This is a genomic window from Paenibacillus sp. IHB B 3084, assembly GCF_001447315.1.
Lineage (GTDB): Bacteria > Bacillota > Bacilli > Paenibacillales > Paenibacillaceae > Paenibacillus.
Genome location: NZ_CP013203.1, coordinates 2,576,921 through 2,600,334 on the forward strand (window position 1 = coordinate 2,576,921; position 23,414 = coordinate 2,600,334).

The 23,414-nt window shown below is 47.4% G+C and carries 18 protein-coding genes and 3 rRNA genes; 3 read left to right on the forward strand and 18 right to left on the reverse strand.

The window, feature by feature from the left end; genetic code table 11:
* Positions 1-21 precede the first annotated feature (21 nt).
* Complete coding sequence (locus tag ASL14_RS12000; RefSeq protein WP_134911745.1) at positions 22-792, reverse strand: TatD family hydrolase; 771 nt, start codon at positions 790-792, stop codon at positions 22-24.
* A gap of 42 nt (positions 793-834) precedes the next feature.
* On the reverse strand, positions 835-2,118 hold the full coding sequence (locus ASL14_RS12005) for an HD domain-containing protein (RefSeq protein WP_134911746.1): 1,284 nt from the start codon (positions 2,116-2,118) through the stop codon (positions 835-837).
* A 331-nt stretch (positions 2,119-2,449) separates the two neighbouring features.
* Here ASL14_RS12005 and ASL14_RS12010 point away from each other — a divergent pair, with 331 nt between their 5' ends.
* Entirely contained in the window at positions 2,450-2,704 is a 255-nt protein-coding gene (locus ASL14_RS12010) for an AbrB/MazE/SpoVT family DNA-binding domain-containing protein (protein ID WP_007428005.1), read from the forward strand.
* Between the two features lie 125 nt (positions 2,705-2,829).
* Here the strand turns inward: ASL14_RS12010 and rsmI are convergent, their stop codons facing one another.
* The 10 genes from rsmI to ASL14_RS12060 form a co-directional block, all read right to left on the reverse strand.
* Positions 2,830-3,711 carry a 16S rRNA (cytidine(1402)-2'-O)-methyltransferase gene (rsmI, locus tag ASL14_RS12015; protein ID WP_134911747.1) on the reverse strand — a complete coding sequence of 294 codons (882 nt, stop codon included), beginning with the start codon at positions 3,709-3,711 and terminating at the stop codon, positions 2,830-2,832.
* A complete protein-coding gene (locus tag ASL14_RS12020; protein WP_134911748.1) occupies positions 3,708-4,463 on the reverse strand; it encodes a tRNA1(Val) (adenine(37)-N6)-methyltransferase in 756 nt (251 codons plus the stop codon). The genes rsmI and ASL14_RS12020 overlap by 4 nt, the downstream gene beginning before the upstream one ends.
* An 89-nt stretch (positions 4,464-4,552) precedes the next feature.
* A complete protein-coding gene (gene yabA, locus ASL14_RS12025) occupies positions 4,553-4,927 on the reverse strand; it encodes a DNA replication initiation control protein YabA (RefSeq protein WP_014279024.1) in 375 nt (124 codons plus the stop codon).
* A 27-nt stretch (positions 4,928-4,954) separates the two neighbouring features.
* On the reverse strand, positions 4,955-5,755 hold the full coding sequence (locus tag ASL14_RS12030) for a PSP1 domain-containing protein (RefSeq protein ID WP_134911749.1): 801 nt from the start codon (positions 5,753-5,755) through the stop codon (positions 4,955-4,957).
* 137 nt (positions 5,756-5,892) lie between these two features.
* On the reverse strand, positions 5,893-6,888 hold the full coding sequence (gene holB, locus ASL14_RS12035) for a DNA polymerase III subunit delta' (protein WP_134911750.1): 996 nt from the start codon (positions 6,886-6,888) through the stop codon (positions 5,893-5,895).
* Positions 6,889-7,091: 203 nt separating this feature from the next.
* Positions 7,092-7,535, reverse strand: coding sequence for a YaaR family protein (locus tag ASL14_RS12040; protein WP_025682460.1), 444 nt, complete (start codon positions 7,533-7,535; stop codon positions 7,092-7,094).
* A 200-nt stretch (positions 7,536-7,735) separates the two neighbouring features.
* On the reverse strand, positions 7,736-8,065 hold the full coding sequence (locus ASL14_RS12045) for a cyclic-di-AMP receptor (RefSeq protein ID WP_007427998.1): 330 nt from the start codon (positions 8,063-8,065) through the stop codon (positions 7,736-7,738).
* A 74-nt stretch (positions 8,066-8,139) separates the two neighbouring features.
* A complete protein-coding gene (tmk, locus tag ASL14_RS12050; RefSeq protein WP_134911751.1) occupies positions 8,140-8,787 on the reverse strand; it encodes a dTMP kinase in 648 nt (215 codons plus the stop codon).
* Positions 8,788-8,889: 102 nt separating this feature from the next.
* A complete protein-coding gene (locus tag ASL14_RS12055) occupies positions 8,890-10,491 on the reverse strand; it encodes an aminotransferase class I/II-fold pyridoxal phosphate-dependent enzyme (RefSeq protein ID WP_134911752.1) in 1,602 nt (533 codons plus the stop codon).
* Between the two features lie 144 nt (positions 10,492-10,635).
* Positions 10,636-10,821: a sigma factor G inhibitor Gin gene (locus ASL14_RS12060; RefSeq protein ID WP_134911753.1), complete on the reverse strand. Its 186-nt coding sequence runs from the start codon at positions 10,819-10,821 to the stop codon at positions 10,636-10,638.
* 403 nt (positions 10,822-11,224) lie between these two features.
* On the opposite strand from ASL14_RS12060, the gene ASL14_RS12065 reads away from it, so the two are divergent.
* A complete protein-coding gene (locus tag ASL14_RS12065) occupies positions 11,225-11,749 on the forward strand; it encodes a hypothetical protein (protein ID WP_025682456.1) in 525 nt (174 codons plus the stop codon).
* A 389-nt stretch (positions 11,750-12,138) separates the two neighbouring features.
* On the opposite strand, the gene ASL14_RS12070 is transcribed toward ASL14_RS12065, so the two are convergent.
* The 6 genes from ASL14_RS12070 to gyrA form a co-directional block, all read right to left on the reverse strand.
* Positions 12,139-12,558: a hypothetical protein gene (locus ASL14_RS12070; protein WP_025682455.1), complete on the reverse strand. Its 420-nt coding sequence runs from the start codon at positions 12,556-12,558 to the stop codon at positions 12,139-12,141.
* A gap of 229 nt (positions 12,559-12,787) precedes the next feature.
* A 5S ribosomal RNA gene (gene rrf, locus ASL14_RS12075) occupies positions 12,788-12,904 on the reverse strand.
* 105 nt (positions 12,905-13,009) lie between these two features.
* Positions 13,010-15,937 (reverse strand): 23S ribosomal RNA (locus ASL14_RS12080).
* A gap of 354 nt (positions 15,938-16,291) precedes the next feature.
* A 16S ribosomal RNA gene (locus ASL14_RS12085) occupies positions 16,292-17,849 on the reverse strand.
* The 16S, 23S and 5S rRNA genes sit together here, the layout of an rRNA operon.
* Before the next feature lie 369 nt (positions 17,850-18,218).
* Positions 18,219-19,307, reverse strand: coding sequence for an HD-GYP domain-containing protein (locus ASL14_RS12090; RefSeq protein WP_134911754.1), 1,089 nt, complete (start codon positions 19,305-19,307; stop codon positions 18,219-18,221).
* 216 nt (positions 19,308-19,523) lie between these two features.
* Positions 19,524-22,100 (reverse strand): DNA gyrase subunit A, encoded by a 2,577-nt coding sequence (gene gyrA / locus ASL14_RS12095; protein WP_134911755.1) that lies wholly within the window; start codon positions 22,098-22,100, stop codon positions 19,524-19,526.
* Positions 22,101-22,568: 468 nt separating this feature from the next.
* Between gyrA and ASL14_RS12100 the strand changes: the two genes are divergently transcribed.
* Complete coding sequence (locus ASL14_RS12100; protein WP_134911756.1) at positions 22,569-23,396, forward strand: YheC/YheD family protein; 828 nt, start codon at positions 22,569-22,571, stop codon at positions 23,394-23,396.
* The last annotated feature ends 18 nt before the right edge of the window (positions 23,397-23,414 follow it).

Here is a 23,414-nt window from a genome sequence, read left to right on the forward strand (position 1 = left end):
TTGATTGATTTCTTCACTTTTTTACTTAATGTCAAATCGTTCCAAGGCATTTTGGGTCGTTATTGACACTAATTCCTCCACCGCTATTCCCTTGATTTGGGCTGCGGCCTCTGCGACCAGTCCCACATGTGCGGACTCATTTCGCTTCCCGCGGAACGGATGCGGTGTCAGGTAGGGCGCGTCCGTTTCAATGAGCAGACGTTCCAGCGGCACCTGTGCCAGTACCTCCTTTGGCTGCTTGGCATTTTTGAACGTTATCGGCCCGCCAAAGGAGAGGTGAAAGCCCATATCCAGCACCATTTTAGCCGTCTCCCAGCTCCCGGAAAAGGAGTGCATCACTCCGCCTACCTCACTCGCTTTTTCTTCACGCAAAATCTTAACAATATCTTCATGCGCATCCCGGTTATGGATGACAATAGGCATGTTCAGCTCACGAGCCAGTCCAATCTGGTTGCGTAGCACCCGATGCTGTACATCCTTCGGCGACGTGTCCCAATAATAATCCAGGCCAATCTCTCCGATCGCCACGACTTTTTTATGACTGCATAACGATGCAATCCATTCCAGATCCCCCTCCTGCATCGTGATCGCATCCTGTGGATGCCATCCAATTGCCGCATAAATAAAATCATACGTTTCGGCCAATTTCATGGTAGACGGAATGGTCTCACGGTTAAATCCGATATTAATCATTCGGGTCACTCCCGATTCGACAGCGCGTGCTATAACTTCTTCGCGGTCTTCGTCAAATTGCGGCGCATCCAAATGAGTGTGAGTGTCGAATAAATTCAAGTTTTTTTGTCTCCTTTATTACTTTATTTGGCATATAATTGTCTATTGTTTGACAAAATAATTCCTTATTTCGGCAGGAAGCTTGTCCTTTACCCCATCCAATTTGTTTTGGGGATAATACATGTGATATTTTCCCCGGTGAATGCCGCTAATGGAGCGCACAATTTCCGACACTTCGGAAATTTCTCTCACTTCTCCTTTACGTCCCAGCAGTAAAATCTGGTTGTCCGTCGAGCCACCCTGCCGAAACACATCATAAGGAAGATCCGTCGGAAAATCAATTTCCAGATCATATTCCGGATGCAGACCAGCCAGCTCCAGCGCTGTCCGAATGTTGTCAATGGTATCTGTATCCATATTTTCGATCTCTACATATTTATACAGCTTGCGATCCATAAAACGGGCACTCAAATCGCTTAAAATCTCGTCCTTTTCCCGTTTCCACTGACTGAACACTGTCTGAATCAAAGACTCGTCGAGCATCAGATATTGTTCCACCGTAAGCTCTCCCCGAAAGAGGTCCGGCAACGGCTCCAGCAGAAAACTAAACTCATATCCGTTTCTAAATAGCTCCTTCGCCCGCTTGAAAATTTTACGTAATAAAATTTCCGAGCTGCGTGTCACAGGATGAAAATAAATTTGCCAATACATCTGATAGCGCGACATCAGATAATCCTCTACCGCATGCATGCCTGACTCCTTCACAACAATTCTTCCATTATGAGGACGCAGCAACCGTAAAATACGATCCAAATCTATGGTGCCATAATTGACGCCTGTTGAGTGCGCATCCCGCAGCAAATAATCCATACGGTCCGCATCCAGTGGGCTTGTGACCAGGTTTACGACAATCGGCTTGTCGTACGTTTTGGCAATTACCGCAGCCACCTTCGCAGGAAGCTCCTCATCGACTTGCCGCAGCACAGCGTTAATCTCTGTATTCCCCAATACAATCCGGCATGTCCAATCCTCGTGATTCATATGAAAGGCTTCTTCTATAGAATGGGAAAACGGGCCATGCCCCACATCGTGCAACAAAGCTGCACACAGCGCGACTAAACTTTCTTCCTTCGGCCAATCGGAAAATTCATCGCGTTCAAATTGGGAAATAATACGCCGTGTAATTTCGTACACACCTAGCGAATGCGAAAATCGACTATGCTCCGCTCCATGAAACGTAAGATAAGATGTACCCAACTGCCGAATACGACGCAAGCGTTGGAACTCTGGAGTATTGATCAAACGCCATATCACTGTATCCTGAACATGGATATAGTTATGTACCGGGTCCTTAAAAACTTTTTCTTCACTGAGTGGCTGGTGCAAGATATCAACTCCTTTAATATTCTGAATAATGGATTAAGATACAATAAAATCCTAAACGATTCCCTTCATTCGACATTGTTTGTCGTAATATGTCGAATTATAGATTTTCGGCATTTCCAAATCGACAAATGGCTTAAATCATCAATAAAATAAGGTAATACACACGCATCATGCTCTTTATTCTAAATACTTTTGCATAATTAATCTGTTAGCTCATTTTTAAGGTTGACTGTTTTGGGAATCGTTGGTATAGTAAATATCAGAAAAGAGAAAAATTTGTCGAATCATGACACTTATATTATTTTGAACGGCGAGAGGAGCCTGATTTATTATGATGAAATCCACTGGTATTGTAAGAAAAGTTGACGAGCTCGGACGTGTTGTTATTCCAATCGAATTGCGCCGCACATTGGGTATTGGCGAAAAAGACGCTTTGGAAATTTATGTTGATGGCGAACGCATTATGCTCAAAAAATACGAGCCTGCTTGTATCTTCTGCGGCAACGCCGAGAACGTAATTTACTTCAAAGGTAAAATTGTTTGCCAAGATTGCATCTCAGAAATTCCAACACCTGTGACAAACTAAGATTTTTAGTATATAATAGACTTATAAGAGATTGTTAATTCTAACCTTTTTCATATATACTCCTTGTTGCCTTCCACGGTTTGAACCCAACCGTTGGAAGGCCCTTTTTTTGTTTCGGGAAGTTTTCATAAAAGCGCGTTATATACATCCCTTTTGGAAATGGAGCGGTCGGTAGCTGTACACTTCATAGCGTCCTTGCGTGTCAGCCCTTCTGTCTCATAATGCGCAACGTGGGCCTCCAAAGATAAGGACTGCCACCATGCCTGACGCTCCTCTTCCTCTTCTGCTTCGTTTTTCCCTTCAACTACCAGGCAATATTCACCAAGCGGTGGATGCTCCTCCAGTCTGGCAAGGCATTGCTCCGCCGTTCCTCGTATCCATTCCTCATGCAGCTTGGTCAACTCACGTGCAAGCACCACTCTGCGTTCCCCCAGTGTTTCCTTCAATACCGTCAATGTCCGTGCAATACGATGAGGGGATTCATAAAACAGGATCGTGCCGTGAGATACCTGAAATGACTGTAGCAGCTTCTCCAGATCCTTTTTCTCCCGTGGAGGGAATCCGGCAAATGTAAATCTTTCCGTTTTCAGTCCGGAGGCAATCAAAGCTGATAAGGCTGCGTTCGCCCCAGGAATAGGAATAACGCTAATTCCCACTTCCAACGCCAGCTTGACCAGATCCGAACCCGGGTCCGAAATGGCCGGCAGACCTGCATCGCTAACCAATGCTAAATTTTTTCCCTCCATTATATAACGTATCAGCTCAGGCCCACTGGCAGCTTTATTATGTTCATGATAGCTGAATAGCATTTCCGGCGTGATGTCAAAATGTGTGAGCAGTTTGCGCGTCTGCCGCGTGTCCTCCGCCGCTATAATACTGCACGATTTTAAGGTGCTAACCGCCCTAAAGGTCATATCATCCAGATTACCAATCGGTGTCGCAACGAGATACAGCTTGCCCCGTTCTTCTCCGCTGGTTATAAAACTTTTTTGCACCGCTGCCTTCACAGTAAATCCCCCTTGCTTACTTCTCCATAGATATCCCTTATTTCCTGAGTATAATTCCCATTCTCCTGATATACAATGAGCGGGGGCAACAGACGAACCTCCGGCTTACCATCACATAGCGCCTCGATGAGCACCATATTCGCCTCCATATGAGCTCGTGGGTGGACAAACCGAATCCGTTTCGGCTCCAATCTGTTGGCACGCATCAGTGTTATAATCTCACCTAGCCGTTGCGGGCGATGAACCATCGACACTTTTCCACCATTACGGACAAGCCGTGTACACGCCTGAATGACCTCTTCCAGTGTACAATGCACCTCATGGCGCGCAATCGCCTGATGAGGGTTTAACTTGATATCACTGCCGTTTAGCGGCATATAGGGGGGATTTACCGTAATTGCATCATATACACCATGCCCCGTGATTTGAACCAGCTCGCGCAGATCCCCTTCCCGAATCTGAATCGCTGCCTCCAGTCCATTCAGACTGACGCTGCGTCTAGCCATATCAGCCAAGCGCGGTTGAATCTCAATTCCTTCGATAGCCGCTTTAGTTCGTGTCGTTAGCAGCAGGGGGACGACCCCGTTGCCTGTACACAGATCCAAAATTTTCCCACGCTGCGGAATACCGGCAAACCGCGCCAGCAAAACCGCATCCATGGAAAAGCTGAACACCTCATCACTTTGGATAATACGCAAATTATGTGACAATAGATCGTCAATTCGTTCAGACTTCTGTTCATTTTCGTACATAGCGGTCTCCCATCCTTTTACCCCAAATCGTTCTGAAACCATACTTCCTTACAAAAAAGCCGTAGGCACCTTGCTCCTACGGCTTGTTTTTATTTATTCAAAAATGACAGACAGAAAAGGCAATCGCCTTCCGTTCGCAAATGTCCGTAATACACGTTGCATATATGAAATCCTTCATGATACAGCCTTGCCAGATTGTCGTGGCCTTCGCCCACAACCTCACCCGTTTCCTCTTCATCCTTAATGACGATCGGAGGAGAAAGTTTCGGCCTTTTTGCCGTCTTTTCTTCTCTGGAGGTTTCACGTTTGAGCATCTTGCGCACCTGTTCGTTTTCAATCGTTAGTCGTTGATTTTCCTCCAGCAGCTCTTTTACTGCCAGTTTCAATTCACCCAGATCGCTATGCAACTGTCCCATTTGGGTTTCCATTTCGTGAATACGCGCAAAAACATTTAATTTATCCAAGTTTCCACCCCGAAGCAACCTAATGGTTTACTTGACGACTACATCGTCCATTGGAAGTTCCTTGACCTTGCTAATCTCAAACAGTTGAACATGCACTGTACGATGGCCAGCATTTACGCCTACAACTTTGCCTTCTCCGAGAGAGGTGACGACCATCTTGCCAACCTGCGGCAATTCTTCCCTCATACTCTCGTAGTTATCATGTTCGAACTTGAGACAGCACATCAATCTTCCACACAACCCGGAAATCTTCGTCGGATTCAGCGACAAGCTCTGATCCTTCGCCATCTTAATGGATACCGGTTCAAAATCTCCCAGCCATGAAGAGCAACACAGGATACGTCCGCAAGGACCGATCCCGCCCAGCATTTTAGCCTCATCCCGTACTCCGATCTGCCGCAGCTCAATCCGTGTACGAAAAATACTGGCTAAATCCTTTACAAGCTCCCGAAAATCCACGCGGCCCTCTGCCGTAAAATAAAAAATGATCTTATTGCGGTCAAATGTAAATTCCACATCTACCAGCTTCATTTTAAGGCCATGGTCTTTGATTTTATTTAAACACGTACCGAATGCATCCTTGGCCGCCAGTTTATTCTCTTCTACAACAAGAGCATCATCATCTCCGGCAATACGGATGACTTTCTTTAAGGGCAGGACAACGTCCGAATCATTTACTTCTTTTTTGCCCACCACAACCTTGCCATATTCAATACCGCGTGCGGTTTCTACAATAACGCAGTTTTCTTTCTCCACCGGAAGGTCCAGTGGATCAAAATAATAAGTCTTGCCCGCCTTCTTGAAACGGACACCCACTACACTATACAAAAATTAACCCCCTTGTATGCCACTAAACCTCATTTGAAGCCGACATGTACGAATGGCCGCAATTGAAGTCTCACTGTCGCACAAACCGGGAACCTGGCGTCGCGGATTGTGCAGAGTGGAACAAGCGCGCCTTTCTGTTAGCCGGTGATGGAACCGCTTGTATCGGACAACCCAATCAGAAGCTGCTCTACGCACAATTGACCATTGACGTGAAAACGGAGCTTCTTCCTGCAATTCGCGGCCAAATCCATATAAGAGACCCATTGTTCTGTGCTGCGGGTGATTGCCAATTTGGAGACGGACTCCAAATGATCTATGAAAACAATGCTTTCGTGCCTTCCGTAACGGAAATGAAGCATATCCTTGAACCACAAATGAAACAGATGAAACAGAATATCCAGGTGTTCAGAAAGTCCAGTTTTAAAAATCTTCTGTTGAGCGAGAATAATGGACGAGCTTCCCCGGCTCATGGACTCCTTCACTAATTGTAACACTACGTTTCTAATTTCTGCAAACCAATTCTGCTGGAGAATTTCTCTACATGATTCCAGTCCCGAGGCAATATGAACCGCCGACCGGACAAGTCCTGCCGTATAGCCTTCCCCGATCAAGGCCTGCATCATCACTTCAGGCTGTAAAGCATGAAAAGGAACCTGCTGCGTACGTGATCGGATCGTGGGCAGCAATGCCTGTCCATTTTCCGAAATGAGTATGCCCACCACAGGCACCTGGGGCTCCTCCAAAAATTTAAGCAGGCTGTTTGCAGCTTGCACTGTCATGGTATCCGCCTGCTGGATAATATATACCTTCGGATTGGCACTTTCCGATTTATAAGAGAATATGCGCTGAAGTCCGCGAATCTGGTCAATTTTGATCGTAGCTCCATCCGGCTCTACGATAAACAGATCCGGGTGATTGCCGTGCTCTACCTTACGGCAGGACAGACACTCGCCACATGCATCATCCGTCATTCGTTCACAAAATAATGCCTTGGCAAAGGTCTGCGCCATCTTGATCTGTCCGCTTCCCGGCGGTCCGCTAAATACATAAGCATGGTTGACCGCCTCATTCCGAAGTGCGCTTTGCAGCATTTTTTTAGCTATATCCTGCCCCATTATATTTTGGAAAGACATATTTCCTCACCTTCTCTCCTGAAAACAACTGTTATCTATCAGTAAATAGTTGTCCTTCAGGGCAGCTTTGCTGCTATTATCCCATATTTCCAACCGTTGCCTACCTGAATATAGTCAAAAATAATCTGCCAGCATCATCAGCAAGCAGATTATTCCTTCGTGGCGACAGCCCGTTTGTATTCGTTTATGGCAGAAGTCTACATTTAAAACGAGAGATTAATCAGCAGCCCTCTAATTTCACCGACTCCTTGCAAAAGCTCAATCTTGCCTTGCTCAGTTTCGAGCAGATCATCTGCCATCTTGAGCAACAGCTCATCCACTTCATCAATCAGCTTATACCGCTTGCTGCGTCCCCGGCGATCCCAGCCCTTTGTGTCCTTCATCGACACGCCTCGCCGAACCGTATCCTCCAGAAACCGTTTAACCAGCATTTTATAAGCCTTCAGCTCACGAATCGTCATCGAGCGTACCAGACGGTCTCCCTGCATCTGAATTTCCTTGAAGCGACGGCTTAGTTCCTCCTGCGAAGCCTGCTGCCCATTTTGCTGCATGACATCGGAAAAGCTCTTGGACTGGATCGGCTTCGTATTCATTTCATTGGTAGATAACGTACTCTGTAAAGGGCGATAGCCCGGATTTATTTTCATATAAACCTGCTTTCCCCCCGAATACTTCCGCTTTTTCCCTTCAAAAACAGTTCAACATGGAACTGAGGGAATTCAGCGGCCTTCCAGGGACCGCGCCTTGGCGCTACCGTTATAGTGGATCTGTTCCTCATTCCCATGATACGGGCAAGAAACAGGTAATTCCCCTATCATATCGGCAGAATAGGTCCTATTGTGTAGATTCAGAAGTGCTCAAAACGGTCTACAGGCATCACGAACACCGTCGCTCCGCCCACCTGTACTTCAACAGGCAAAGGCAGATAGGAGTCAGTCGTACCGCTCATAGGGGTAACGGGCGTGACCAGCTGTTCACGTACCTTGCAACTGCTGCGAATGACATTCATCAACGAGTCCACCTGATTGTCATCGACACCGATCATAAATGTCGTATTCCCTGCTCGCAAAAATCCGCCTGTACTCGCCAGCTTGGTAGCACGGAAATTAGCTTTCACCAGTCCGCTGGATAATCTGTTACTATCCTTGTCCTGCACAATCGCAATAATCAGCTTCATCCTGTATTCCTCCTTCAAGCCATATTAGGAACAAGCTAGTCCCTAGCTCAATTTTACCGTATATCCTTCGACAATTACATGCTAAAGTTTTGAATAAACCGCTTTTTCAGCAAATCCTTCAAAACTTGCTCTACCTGCTCCGGTGCGGGAGATGCATCCACAATCGTAATTCGCTCCGGAAATTTGTGGGCCAGCTCCAGATACGCCTCACGTACCTTGTGGTGAAAGGATATACTCTCCATATCGAGGCGATCCATTCCCTCTCCCCGGGATGCATTAATTCTGGCCAATCCCAACTCAGGCTCGATATCCAGATAAAATGTAGCATCCGGCTCCCAATCATCTACCGCAAAACGATTAATCGAAGCCACTTCCTCAATTCCAATGCCTCTCGCAAATCCCTGATAGACCAAGCTGCTATCCACAAAACGATCACATAATACGATAGCTCCCTTTTCAATAGCCGGCTTTACCTTCTCCACCAGATGCTGACGCCGGGCTGCCGCATATAGAAGCGCCTCTGTCCGGGCATCCATACTTGTATGGGCAGGGTCCAAAATGATAGAGCGGATCTTTTCCGAAATTTCGATACCACCCGGTTCTCTCGTCGTAATAACTGGATAGCCTTCTTCCTCCATAAACTTAGCCAGCCGTTGGATCATCGTTGTTTTACCGGAGCCGTCTCCCCCCTCCAGCGTAATAAAAATTCCTTTGCGATTCATGCCATTCCCTGCTTTCCAGCCTGAAAAATAAGAGTCACCTACAGGCTCGTATGCTTCTTTTATTCAGTCTTCTTTATTGGTTAAGTCTCCAACATCTAATCTTTATTTTAAACGGAATACCCGAATTGTAAGCAACCTATCATCTGCTGCCCCTTGCCATTTGGCTCCCAGCTCACGGAGACGTCTCATTCGTTTAACTATTGATTCCGTGATTGTTTCTCCTGCGTATAACAGTGGAATACCTGGAGGATACGGGATAATCATTTCCGCAGCCACCCTGCCCGCGGAGTCCTCAACAGCTACTACCTCCATCTGATCCGGTTTAACCGGTTGAAGCCCAAACTGCACCGGACTAGAATAAACCATCGCACCATCATTGTTCCACGTGGAAAAATCTAAATCCAGTCCACATTGCTCCTTCTGCATAGAACCCGGCCCACCAGCCGTCTCCTTAAACCGTATATCATCATTTATATGCACAAGAGCCTGCAACAGGTGATTAGCATCTTTAATCATGGAGCCTAACGTAAACAATAAAACAACATGTTTTTCGTCACTCATCTCCGGAATACAGCCATACGCTTCCAACTCACGCTTTAAGCCAAAGCCATCCAGTACACCAAATGTATCATACAGCACCATTTTAAAAGGGTCATGGATCGAATACCCGTCTGCTTCTCCCTCATCCCCCTCCAAGCGCTCAGAAATGCCCTCTTGGGCTTCATTCTCCTGATGTGCTAGCTGAATAGGCTCTACGAGTCGAAAGCGTGGAAGCTGCTTCAGACCTTTTCTAAAAGCATCTGCTGCCGCCAAACCTTCCGTAAAGGCATTCGTCCCATGAACAGCAATATGCCGCCTTGCCAAATCCAGAGAAGCCATGAGCGGGTACGAAGGGCTGGAGCTTTGTACCATTGCCAGCCGCTGACGAAGTAGCTCCCGATTGATCCGTCCTCCCTGCGCATGAAGCATGGCTCCCATAGTCATGGCTGGTAGCATCTTATGTGTCGATTGAACGACCACATCAGCCCCACAGGACAAAGCAGAAGCCGGCAAACGGGGATGCAGGCCGTAATGGGCACCATGCGCCTCATCTACCAGCAGGGGCACATGGGCCGCATGACAAGCCTTAGCTGTCGCTGTCAGGTCATGTCCCATCCCGTAGTAGTTAGGCATGGTAATCAGTACACCTTTGGCGGAAGGATAGGCTTTTAATGCGGTCTGTATCGTATCCGCCGATGGAGCAACCGCAAGCCCGCTGGTCGTATCTATTTTCGGCTCCAGAAATACCGCAGAAGCCCCAGACAGCATAAGACCATTCAGGACTGACTTGTGTACGTTTCTCTGTACCAGCAGTAAATCCCCCGGTTTCGTACACACGGTCAAAATCATTGCCAAATTACCGACTGTACTTCCTCCAATCAACCAAAAGCTTTCCTCTGCACCAAAGCACATCGCTGCCAGCTCCTGGCCCTCACGGATCACATCCTCAGGGTGATGCAAATCGTCCAGTCCGGTAATTTCGGTCGCATCAATAGACATTACATCTTTCAAGAGAGATGCAATATCTTCATTTTTATATACTTGTCCATTTTTATATACTTGTCCATTTTTGTGGCCAGGCACATGATAAGAAGCATTGTCCTGAGCCCGGTAACGTAATAGAGCTTCCATTAATGGTGCGTGTGAGGCCTTTTTCCCCATCATTCTGCAATCCTTCCGAAACAAAGCTTTATATCTACCCTATTTTATCGTAAAATCAAGCGGAATCCTACTTTTACTCACAGAAAAAAAGCCCGTACCGACAGGCCCTGGAATACTAACCCTTTAAAGACTAGCTGATAAAGGATATTATGCATTTTTCTGTACCCAAATTTGCTTTAGTTGATCAATAAAAAAATGATATTTGGCGTCTGTCGCATCCGTGCGCACCATTTCAGCCTCACACGCATCACAGATAAACTCGGAAACGATAAAGATGCCTTCATGCTTGTGTTGTCCGCATATAATGCAGCGGTGGCCGTCTTGATCATGCATATCCATCCCACCCTTGTATCTTTTACTATTAGTATGGGGCACTTTCTACTATTTTAAACCTTTTCATAGCCCAGATCGACGATATACTCTATATATATTCCATGTGAGCCCTTATGGTGTTTGTACCGACATGTTTAAAAAACAGCCTTCTATGCCGATATAATAAGAAAAGCTCCTACATATGGATACCCTTTCATTGGAGCCGTTGCATACTTCATTCGTGATAGCTTTTCCCTGTAATTATAGAAGAGGTTGGCTCACACGAGAAGCCGATCATTCTATGCCTTACCCAAGCGATTTAGTGCTTGTCAGAGCCGCATGAGCGCAGCACCGTCCCTTTTTCCGGCTGTGGGCGGTCGAGAAGCCACTTGTGATGCAGTAGATTAATGAAAGGACTGTTTGCATGACAGAGGAAACCGGAACCAAAGCTACCTACTATCACTACAAGCTCATTAAAAAAATCAGTATTCCGCGTCAGCTGATATGGAGTCACATCTCGTTGCCTGTTATTATGCTTCTTTTCCTGCTTCTTGCCTTTTCATGGACCAGCCTGTTTTTGTTTGCTTTAGCTTTTTTCCTGACCTTATGGGTACACTTCGTGATCTCCCGATCTGTACTGTTCATAAGCAAAACTGCCTTCCGCAAGCGCTGGGCTTTTCACCGCAAGCTGCCTTGGCTGGGCTATATGACAGACCAGTACATAGGCTACGGCCTCTTTCGCCGTGTGCATATACATACGCTATGGATCGGCATCTGCTTGTCCGCTGTATTCATTCTCTGGTCTCCGCCAGCCTTTACTGTATCCTTGCTCTTTTGGCATCTGTGGCTTATTGCGCCGCGCCTATACATCCTGAGCCGTCTTACAGGCGAAAGGAAAGACGGCATGTTGAAGTTCACCGACGAAGATGCCTCGTATTATCAGCAGTAGACTAGCCATTCATCTATCCATATAGATAGAAGCTTAATACCTGATCTGGCATATCTCCATGAGCTAGAACCCCATATCAAAAAAGGAGCAACCCCATAAGGTTGTTCCTTTTTATTCCCCTCACCATTCTACACTACCATCTTTAACACTCTCGTTGGATTGTCTAACCCTTATTCTTTATCCTACCCTTAGCTCCGAGCCAATCTGATATGCCAATATAAAAAAGGAAGCCCCATCTACTTAACAGCAGTTTTGAGTGCTTCCTGATATCCAGCTTTTTTATTCATTATGCACAGCATCTATCTGCTACATTTGAGGTCGTCTGTGACTTACTTAAACCAACCCCCTATGTCCGCAACCCCTGTATCCAGTGGGGAACCGTAACATCATTAATTAAGGTCCACACTTTTGCTTTTCGCAGCAGCTTTACCATCCTTCGGGACCAATACAGTAAAAGAACCATCATGCACAGATAAGTGCACCATATGTTTATTTTTCAGGAATACTTTCTGATTAAAGGTCGATAGATTCGGTTCTTCTGTCCAGCCCCAGGCTGCAATTTCCTCCAGATAGGGGGCTGGCAAGCTATCACTTTCCTTCAAAGCCGGTAAAGCATAGCGTACATAGTCCATATCCGAGTTGCTGCTGGCCCGATCGGTTTTACTCGCTTCTTTAGGGACCGGAAACGTTTTTTCATTCGCTGCCCCCTCAAACGATGTCCAAGAAGGCTCCTCTGTCCCGCACCCGGTAAGAATCGCGACAGCGACACTGAATAGCACCAAAAGAGCAAGCCATTTATTTCGCCGCATGATCTTCCCTCCTTACCAGCTTGATTCACTATACAAACCCTATTCGAGAATTTGCATAATTCTGCAAGAACGCAGCGCGTGTATATGGGATTCAGTACCTATATTATACCGGGTTTCTTCTAACATTCCGTAACAAAAATGTTACCTTCTTTTTGTAAGAACATTTCTAAAATATACGTACCAAAAAAAGAACCATAATCTCAAGGAGATCATGGTTCTTTTTCCTTTTGCTTGGCGACGTCCTACTCTCCCAGGACCCTGCGGTCCAAGTACCATCGGCGCTGGAGGGCTTAACGGTCGTGTTCGGGATGGGTACGTGTGGAACCCCTCCGCTATCGCCACCAAACATGAATTTACATCGTAAATTCGCCTATACGTATGTATCTTCTACATACCTTCAAGGTGTTACACCCTGAAAACTGGATCCGAAACTCCATTGCATTTTATTCTTTAGGATAAGCCCTCGACCGATTAGTATTGGTCAGCTCCATGCATTACTGCACTTCCACCCCCAACCTATCTACCTCGTCGTCTTCAAGGGGTCTTACTAATTGGGAAATCTCATCTTGAGGGGGCTTCACGCTTAGATGCTTTCAGCGCTTATCCCTTCCGTACATAGCTACCCAGCGGTGCTCCTGGCGGAACAACTGGTACACCAGCGGTACGTCCATCCCGGTCCTCTCGTACTAAGGACAGCTCCTCTCAAATTTCCTACGCCCACGACAGATAGGGACCGAACTGTCTCACGACGTTCTGAACCCAGCTCGCGTACCGCTTTAATGGGCGAACAGCCCAACCCTTGGGACCTACTTCAGCCCCAGGATGCGATGAGCCGACATCGAGGTGCCAAACCTCCCCGTCGATGTGGACTCTTGGGGGAGATAAGCCTGTTATCCCCAGGGTAGCTTTTATCCGTTGAGCGATGGCCCTTCCATGCGGTACCACCGGATCACTAAGCCCGACTTTCGTCCCTGCTCGACTTGTAGGTCTCGCAGTCAAGCTCCCTTCTGCCTTTGCACTCTTCGAATGATTTCCAACCATTCTGAGGGAACCTTGGGGCGCCTCCGTTACTCTTTAGGAGGCGACCGCCCCAGTCAAACTGCCCACCTGACACTGTCCTCGCACCGGATCACGGTACCAAGTTAGAACCTAGATACGATCAGGGTGGTATCCCAAGGATGCCTCCTCTCAAGCTGGCGCTCAAGTCTCTTAGGCTCCCACCTATCCTGTACAGATCGTACCCAAATTCAATATCAAGCTGCAGTAAAGCTCCATGGGGTCTTTCCGTCTTGTCGCGGGTAACCTGCATCTTCACAGGTATTAAAATTTCACCGGATCTCTCGTTGAGACAGCGCCCAAGTCGTTACGCCATTCGTGCGGGTCAGAATTTACCTGACAAGGAATTTCGCTACCTTAGGACCGTTATAGTTACGGCCGCCGTTTACTGGGGCTTCGGTTCATAGCTTCGCCCCGAAGGACTTACCACTCCCCTTAACCTTCCAGCACCGGGCAGGCGTCAGCCCGTATACTTCGCCTTGCGGCTTCGCACAGACCTGTGTTTTTGCTAAACAGTCGCTTGGGCCTTTTCACTGCGGCCCCCTCGGGCTATTCACCCTACCGAGGCACCCCTTCTCCCGAAGTTACGGGGTCATTTTGCCGAGTTCCTTAACGAGAGTTCTTCCGCGCGCCTTAGAATTCTCTTCTCGCCTACCTGTGTCGGTTTGCGGTACGGGCACCTTCTCCTGGCTAGAGGCTTTTCTTGGCAGTCTGAGATCATGACCTTCGCTACTGTAATTTTCGCTCCCCATCACAGCCCAGCCTTACGATGTGCGGATTTGCCTACACACCAGCCTCACTGCTTAGACGGACATCCATCAGTCCGCGTCACTACCCTACTGCGTCACCCCATCGCTCATAACGGATTACGGTGGTACAGGAATTTCGACCTGTTGTCCTTCGACTACGCCTATCGGCCTCGCCTTAGGTCCCGACTTACCCTGAGCGGACGAACCTTCCTCAGGAACCCTTAGGCTTTCGGCGGATCTGATTCTCACAGATCTTTTCGTTACTCATACCGGCATTCTCACTTGAATGCAGTCCAGCGCTCCTTACGGTACACCTTCAACCCGCATTCAACGCTCCCCTACCCCTGATGCATAGCATCAAGCCATAGCTTCGGTGGCGTGTTTAGCCCCGTTACATTTTCGGCGCAGAGTCACTCGACCAGTGAGCTATTACGCACTCTTTCAATGGTGGCTGCTTCTAAGCCAACATCCTGGTTGTCTGTGCAACTCCACATCCTTTCCCACTTAACACACACTTGGGGACCTTAGCTGATGGTCTGGGCTGTTTCCCTTTCGACAATGGATCTTAGCACTCACTGTCTGACTCCCGGAACTAAGTCTATGGCATTCGGAGTTTGACTGAGCTTGGTAACCCTTGCGGGCCCCGCACCCAATCAGTGCTCTACCTCCACGACTCTCTTTTCCGAGGCTAGCCCTAAAGCTATTTCGGGGAGAACCAGCTATCTCCGGGTTCGATTGGAATTTCTCCGCTACCCCCACCTCATCCCCGCATTTTTCAACATGCGTGGGTTCGGGCCTCCAGTGCGTGTTACCGCACCTTCACCCTGGACAGGGGTAGATCACCCGGTTTCGGGTCTACGTCCACGTACTCAAGTCGCCCTATTCAGACTCGCTTTCGCTGCGGCTTCAGCTCTTCACCTTAACCTTGCACGGGAACGTAACTCGCCGGTTCATTCTACAAAAGGCACGCCATCACCCATACATAGGGCTCTGACTTCTTGTAAGCACACGGTTTCAGGATCTATTTCACTCCCCTTCCGGGGTGCTTTTCACCTTTCCCTCACGGTACTGCTTCACTATCGGTCGCCAGGGAGTATTTAGCCTTGGCAGATGGTCCTGCCGGATTCATACGGGGTTTCACGTGCCCCGCACTACTCGGGATCCGTCTCGGAGGGAACAGGTTTTGAATTACAGGGCTTTTACCTTCTCTGGCGGGCCTTTCCAGACCTCTTCATCTAACCGGTTCCTTTGTAACTCCATGTGAGACGTCCCACAACCCCAAGGAGCAAGCTCCTTGGTTTGGGCTAATCCGCGTTCGCTCGCCGCTACTGACGGAATCACTATTGTTTTCTCTTCCTCAGGGTACTTAGATGTTTCAGTTCCCCTGGTATGCCTCTGTTCTGCCTATGTATTCAGCAGAAAGTGACTGTCGATGAAGACAGCCGGGTTTCCCCATTCGGACATCCCCGGATCAAAGCTTGCTTACAGCTCCCCGAGGCTTTATCGTTGTTCGCCACGTCCTTCGTCGGCTCCTGGCGCCTAGGCATCCTCCGTGTGCTCTTTGTAGCTTAACCTAGATTTTTCTTTCAAAGAAAGAAAATATCAATGTTCGATAAAGAATGATGTTTGCCAAAGGCAAAAGATCTTTCCTTACCTGCTACCTTTATTTCACTTGTTTACACAAGATCAGCGTAAAGGAATATTCTAAAACGCAATTTCGTTTCGGTATCCAGTTTTCAAGGTGCACTTTTCCGGTTTTTAAGACCGGATGAATATCATATCAAATTCCTCAACACTTGAATACAAGTATATGTTGGAAACGCTATGTGAGAGTTTGAACTCTCAAAACTGAGCAACGAGTGAGTAATTTTTTTGAAGCTTACGCTTCATATTTGAATGTTTCCGTTGCAGGAAACGATTCTCCATAGAAAGGAGGTGATCCAGCCGCACCTTCCGATACGGCTACCTTGTTACGACTTCACCCCAATCATCTACCCCACCTTCGGCGGCTGGCTCCCTTGCGGGTTACCCCACCGACTTCGGGTGTTGTAAACTCTCGTGGTGTGACGGGCGGTGTGTACAAGACCCGGGAACGTATTCACCGCGGCATGCTGATCCGCGATTACTAGCAATTCCGACTTCATGCAGGCGAGTTGCAGCCTGCAATCCGAACTGAGACCGGCTTTTCTAGGATTCGCTCCAGATCGCTCTTTCGCTTCCCGTTGTACCGGCCATTGTAGTACGTGTGTAGCCCAGGTCATAAGGGGCATGATGATTTGACGTCATCCCCACCTTCCTCCGGTTTGTCACCGGCAGTCTGCTTAGAGTGCCCAGCTTGACCTGCTGGCAACTAAGCATAAGGGTTGCGCTCGTTGCGGGACTTAACCCAACATCTCACGACACGAGCTGACGACAACCATGCACCACCTGTCTCCCCTGTCCCGAAGGAAAGGTCTATCTCTAGACCGGTCAGGGGGATGTCAAGACCTGGTAAGGTTCTTCGCGTTGCTTCGAATTAAACCACATACTCCACTGCTTGTGCGGGTCCCCGTCAATTCCTTTGAGTTTCAGTCTTGCGACCGTACTCCCCAGGCGGAATGCTTAATGTGTTAACTTCGGCACCAAGGGTATCGAAACCCCTAACACCTAGCATTCATCGTTTACGGCGTGGACTACCAGGGTATCTAATCCTGTTTGCTCCCCACGCTTTCGCGCCTCAGCGTCAGTTACAGCCCAGAGAGTCGCCTTCGCCACTGGTGTTCCTCCACATATCTACGCATTTCACCGCTACACGTGGAATTCCACTCTCCTCTTCTGCACTCAAGCTCCCCAGTTTCCAGTGCGACCCGAAGTTGAGCCTCGGGATTAAACACCAGACTTAAAGAGCCGCCTGCGCGCGCTTTACGCCCAATAATTCCGGACAACGCTTGCCCCCTACGTATTACCGCGGCTGCTGGCACGTAGTTAGCCGGGGCTTTCTTCTCAGGTACCGTCACTCTTGTAGCAGTTACTCTACAAGACGTTCTTCCCTGGCAACAGAGCTTTACGATCCGAAAACCTTCATCACTCACGCGGCGTTGCTCCGTCAGGCTTTCGCCCATTGCGGAAGATTCCCTACTGCTGCCTCCCGTAGGAGTCTGGGCCGTGTCTCAGTCCCAGTGTGGCCGATCACCCTCTCAGGTCGGCTACGCATCGTCGCCTTGGCAGGCCTTTACCCCACCAACTAGCTAATGCGCCGCAGGCCCATCCATCAGTGACAGATTGCTCCGTCTTTCCTCCTCTCCCCATGCAGGGAAAGGATGTATCCGGTATTAGCTACCGTTTCCGGTAGTTATCCCAGTCTGATAGGCAGGTTGCCTACGTGTTACTCACCCGTCCGCCGCTAGGTTGTTGTAGAAGCAAGCTTCTACAACAACCCCGCTCGACTTGCATGTATTAGGCACGCCGCCAGCGTTCGTCCTGAGCCAGGATCAAACTCTCCATTAAAGACCAACTGAAGTTGGTATATAGAAAGAGCGATTCGCTCATTTTGAAACTGACGAGATAAAAATATCTCTTTTACACTCCGATTTCATACAACCTCGCGGTATATACCGAAATCTTCGTGGTTGATTTTGCGAACAAAATCATTTACTCACTCGTTGTTCAGTTTTCAAAGATCAAACATTTCTTTTTGTTAACTCAGGGTTTCTTTCATCCCCTCAGCAACTTTTATAGTATATCATGTATCTCTCAGTTGTGTCAACACTTTTTTTCAAAAGTGTTTTTCGCTCTACTTGATAACACTTGAAGCGACAAGAAATAATATATCATACTTTTATTATATTACGCAACTGTTTTTTCAAAAAAACTTACTTAAGTAACAATACACTCGATATATAGCTCTCTTTGAAGCATTAAGTTAATGATTTCCCCGTTTACCTGCACCAGCGGACGAGTCGGATGGTCTCGATCGGCAAATATAATTTCCCCTGTACGGTTATCATTGAGACGCACCTTGGTTCCATTATTGAATTGAGTGAGCTTTTGAATGAAAACCTGTACAACACCCGGGTCCAGCTTACCAAATGATTCTGATTTGATTTGCTCCAGTACCAGATATGGGGATTGTGCTGGTCGGTAGGTCTTCTCCAATGTCATGGCGTGGAATACATCAGCCACTCCAACAATTTTAGCGTAAATATGGATTTGCTCCCCTTTGAGTCGCAACGGATATCCTGTACCATCCACTTTCTCATGATGCTGAAGAGCTGCCAAACGTACGCCTTCATTAATGGCCTTCACATTTTTGAGCAACTGGTAGCCTAATGACGTGTGCTGACGAATTTCTTCCTGCTCCTCCCACGTTAATTTAGAGGGCTTGTACAGGATGGCCGGGTCCATTTTAGCATTACCAATATCATGGAGCAATCCGGCAAAGGCAACCTGCATCCAGTCCTTTTGGGGCAAGCCAATCCATTGGGCAATAGAATACGAAGTCAGAGAGGTTAGTACCGCATTGTGAAAAATATAATCAACTTCAATCATGGCACGCGGAGTAGACGTCATTACATTATAGCGCTGGATGTATACCAGTAAGGCTTCCAACTGTCCCCGCAACTCATATATGGATAGATTAGATACGAGTACCGATTGGAATGCATTTTTCACGAGCATCACCATTTTGTCGTACTCTTCCTGGAATAAAACGGACTCATCCCGCTCCTCTAACGAAGGGGATTGCGATTCAGGCGCTCCAACTCGAACAGTAGCATGATCTCCACCAGCTTTTGCCGAACCATCAGGCCCCACTTCTACTTGCTGGATCAGGAACGCTTGTAAAATCTCCAAATCACGCGGTAGCAGAATACGGCCCTTCGGAAGTAGCAAGCTGCCCATTTCAGTAAATACGTCGCTTTGCAATCTAAGTCCTGCTTTTAATTCGGATACGGGTACTGTTGTCATGGTCAACCTCTCTGTTCTCGTAACAGCAGCTCTAGCTGCCAGTTTTTATTATGTCATTATATTACTTGAACCTGTTCCTGTACATTCATTTTATATGATTTGCATCATACTTGCTGTATTTATCTGTCAGCAATAGAAAAAGACTCCCTGACCCAATGGCCAAGGAGTCTTCCCCGTCATTTAAAAACCAATACCACTGTTTATTTTGGTGGATTGTTATTCGTCTTCAGAAGGCTCCGAATCGTTACCTTCTGCATTTTTTACATCCGTGCCAAGAACTGAATCAACTGGTGAATGAGATTCACCCTCACCGACTTCTTGGTTAGCATCCTGCTCCTCGAGCAGTTCATCAAGCAATTCATCCTGCTCCTCATTCTTGTTTGCCCGACAAACAGTAGCAACTGAATCATCTTCGCGGATGTTGATCAACCTTACCCCTTGTGTATTCCGACCCATCGTGGAAATTTCCTCCATGCTGGTCCGAATCAAGGTTCCGCTGGCTGTAATGATCATTAGATCCTCTTCGGTTTTTACAACCTTGAGGCCGACAACCGGGCCATTTTTATCTGTGACGTTAATCGTCTTGATCCCCTTACCTCCACGGCCTTGGATACGGTAATCCACTACAGGAGTACGTTTGCCATAGCCTTTGGCCGTTACGATCAGGATATCCAGGCTGGTATCAACAATATCCATGCCTATTACAGCATCACTCTTATCAAGAGTAATACCTTTAACCCCGGTAGCACTACGGCCCATGGAGCGTACATCGCTCTCAGGAAAGCGAATCGACATGCCTTGCGCCGTACCGATGATCATTTCTTGCTGTCCATCGGTCAGCTTCACTTCGATCAGGGCATCATCTTCACGCAAGTTGATAGCGATCAGGCCACCCTTGCGGATATTAGCATAGTTATCAAGCGGTGTTTTCTTGATAATCCCTTGCTGAGTAGCAAAGAACAGATAGCTGTCCTCTACAAATTCCTCAATTGGAATGACCGCATTGATCGACTCGCCCTGCTCAATCTGAATCAGGTTAATGATCGGTGTCCCACGGGCTGTCCGGCTTAGATCAGGAATCTCGTAAGCCTTAATCCGATATACCTTACCCTTGTCGGTGAAGAATAACAAATGATGATGTGAATTCGTAATGAATAGATGCTCTACGAAATCCTCATTCTTGGTGTCCATCCCCACTACACCACGACCGCCGCGTTTTTGACTACGATAAGTAGTCACGGGAAGACGTTTAATATATCCGGTATGGGTTACAGTAATGATAACATCCTCACGCGGAATAAGATCCTCATCCAGAATGCTCTCTTCACCCACTGTGATTTCAGTACGGCGCTCATCTGCAAAACGTCCTCTCAGTTCATTAAGCTCATCGCTGATAATGCTGAGTACCAGATGCTCGTTGGCCAAAATTTCACGGTATTCCGCAATTTTTTGCAGCAACTCATTATATTCGTTCTCAATCTTCTCACGCTCCAAGCCGGTCAGGCGTTGCAGACGCATATCAAGAATCGCCTGAGCCTGTTCCAGAGACAGCGAGAAGCGCTCAATTAATCCTTCGCGTGCCGCTTCGGCAGTTTGTGAGGAACGAATCAGTGAAATAACCTCATCCAGATGGTCGAGGGCAATACGCAAGCCTTCCAGAATATGTGCTCTGGCCTCAGCCTTTTTCAGATCAAATTCTGTCCGACGACGAATAACTTCAACCTGATGCTTGAGATAATGATACAGAATATCTTTGAGGTTCAGAATCTTCGGCTCGTTATTTACAATCGCGAGCATATTGATGCCGAAAGTGGACTGCATTGCCGTATGCTTGAACAAATTGTTCAGAACAACGTTCGGGTTCACATCCCTGCGCAACTCGATAACGACACGCATACCCGTACGGTCCGATTCATCCCGCAGATCGGTAATGCCTTCAATACGCTTCTCGCGTACTAATTCAGCAATCTTTTCGACCAGACGAGCCTTATTGACTTGGTAAGGCAACTCATGCACGATAATCCGTGCTTTATTGCCAATCTCTTCTATAGTAGTCTTGGCACGCATGGTCACAGATCCGCGACCAGTCTGGTACGCCTGACGAATGCCCGACCGCCCTAAGATATAACCTGCTGTCGGGAAATCGGGCCCTTGAATATAATCCATCAGTTCCATTGGCGTAATGTCAGGGTTTTCGATTAGTGCTTGTACACCATCGATAACCTCTCCCAAGTTATGGGGAGGAATATTGGTTGCCATTCCGACTGCAATCCCGCCGACACCGTTCACCAACAGATTAGGATAACGTGCAGGCAACACGACTGGCTCGCTCTCTTCACCATCGTAGTTTGGCATGAAATCAACGGTCTCTTTGTTCAGATCACGCAGCATTTCCATTGCAATCTTCGATAATCGTGCTTCGGTGTAACGCATCGCAGCCGCCATGTCTCCATCAACGGAACCGAAATTACCGTGTCCGTCCACGAGCATATAACGCAAGGAAAAATCTTGCGCCATCCGAACCATCGTATCGTAAACGGCCGTATCACCATGTGGGTGATATTTACCGATAACTTCACCGACGATTCTTGCTGATTTTTTGTAAGGCTTGTCTGGCGACATGCCCAGCTCGGACATCGCGTACAAAATACGACGGTGTACCGGCTTCAGTCCGTCCCGCACATCAGGCAAGGCACGGCTGACAATAATACTCATGGCATAATCCATAAAGGATTCGCGCATTTCCACTCCGATATCCCTATTGATGATTTGCGAGTTATTTTGATCCGCCATGCTGGTCCTCCTTCTCGTCCTTCATTCATTGCTCTCTATGTGAAAAGCCTAACAAGATACTGCCTATATACTCCGCTCTGTAAGCAGGATTTTGGCTGAAATCCTCATCTGTATAATTATATTACTTTCACAAAAAGAGCACAATTAAACGCATCTGTCCGCTTTACAGCGTAAATCTCTCAGAGATTGCCCTTCTGTGAGCAGCAGAATGACCCACGCATCTTACGGCTCACAGGTCCTGATCATGACAAATTCCCCCGAATTGGGGATTAGCCCCCACCCTGAAGGCCTTTTCCACATACAATACGTATACGGTCAGGGTTAACTGAGTACAATTCCGAAAAAACGCCGTATTTCTCTATTATATCATTGTTTTACGCACTTGTCCTTTAGTTTCCCTTGTTTTGTTCAAGCGTCGTGAATTCCATGAACGTGACTTACATTTCCAAAAGAAAGGGATGAGAATACTTGTCAATTCAACGAGTATCCAGTAAGTGGACCAAAACAAATATCATTCTCCCCAATCCGTTGTTGTCCGCTTATATACCGGAAACACGTTTGTATGCCATGGAACATTTGAATGAAATGCTGGCAGTGTACGGAACCGTCTATATTAAGCCGGATAACGGTACTTATGGGAAAGGGGTTATGCGTGCAGAGAGACTCACTGAACCGCTTCCGCCAACTGAAGAGGGGATCATCGGGGAGAGAACGTGGTATATCCTTCGTTATGAGGTAGAGACCCACACCTTCGAAAATCTGGAAGACCTGCATAAGGCAGTTTCTCACCGCATACGGAAGCGTCCTTATCTAATTCAACGAGGAATCCCTCTTCTTCATCATGATGGGTGTCCCTTTGATTTACGGGTATTAACACAGATGAACTTGAGAAAGCAATGGGAGACGACGCTCATCATAGGACGCGTAGCTGCTCCTGACAAAGTCGTCACTAATCACCACAGCGGGGGCACAGTGCGCTTTTTCAATGAACTGGTAGCTTCATATCTGGATGTAAAGGAAGCCGTACGGCTGGAGCAAAAATTATCGAAAATGGGCGAGCGGGTAGCTTGGCAACTGCAAAAAAGATATCCCCGTTTGAGGGAAATTGGTTTGGATATAGGTCTGGATCAGCAAGTCTATCCGTGGATTTTGGAGGTAAATACAAGACCAGCGATTAAAGTGTTCTCTTCCCTGCCCAACAAAAGCCTGTATCATAAAATATTCAGATATGCTGTAGGCTACGGCCGTTACACAGCATCCACGGGTAAGCCTGCAAGCGCTAAGAAAAAGGCGTAAGTGTTTGATATTAAATAT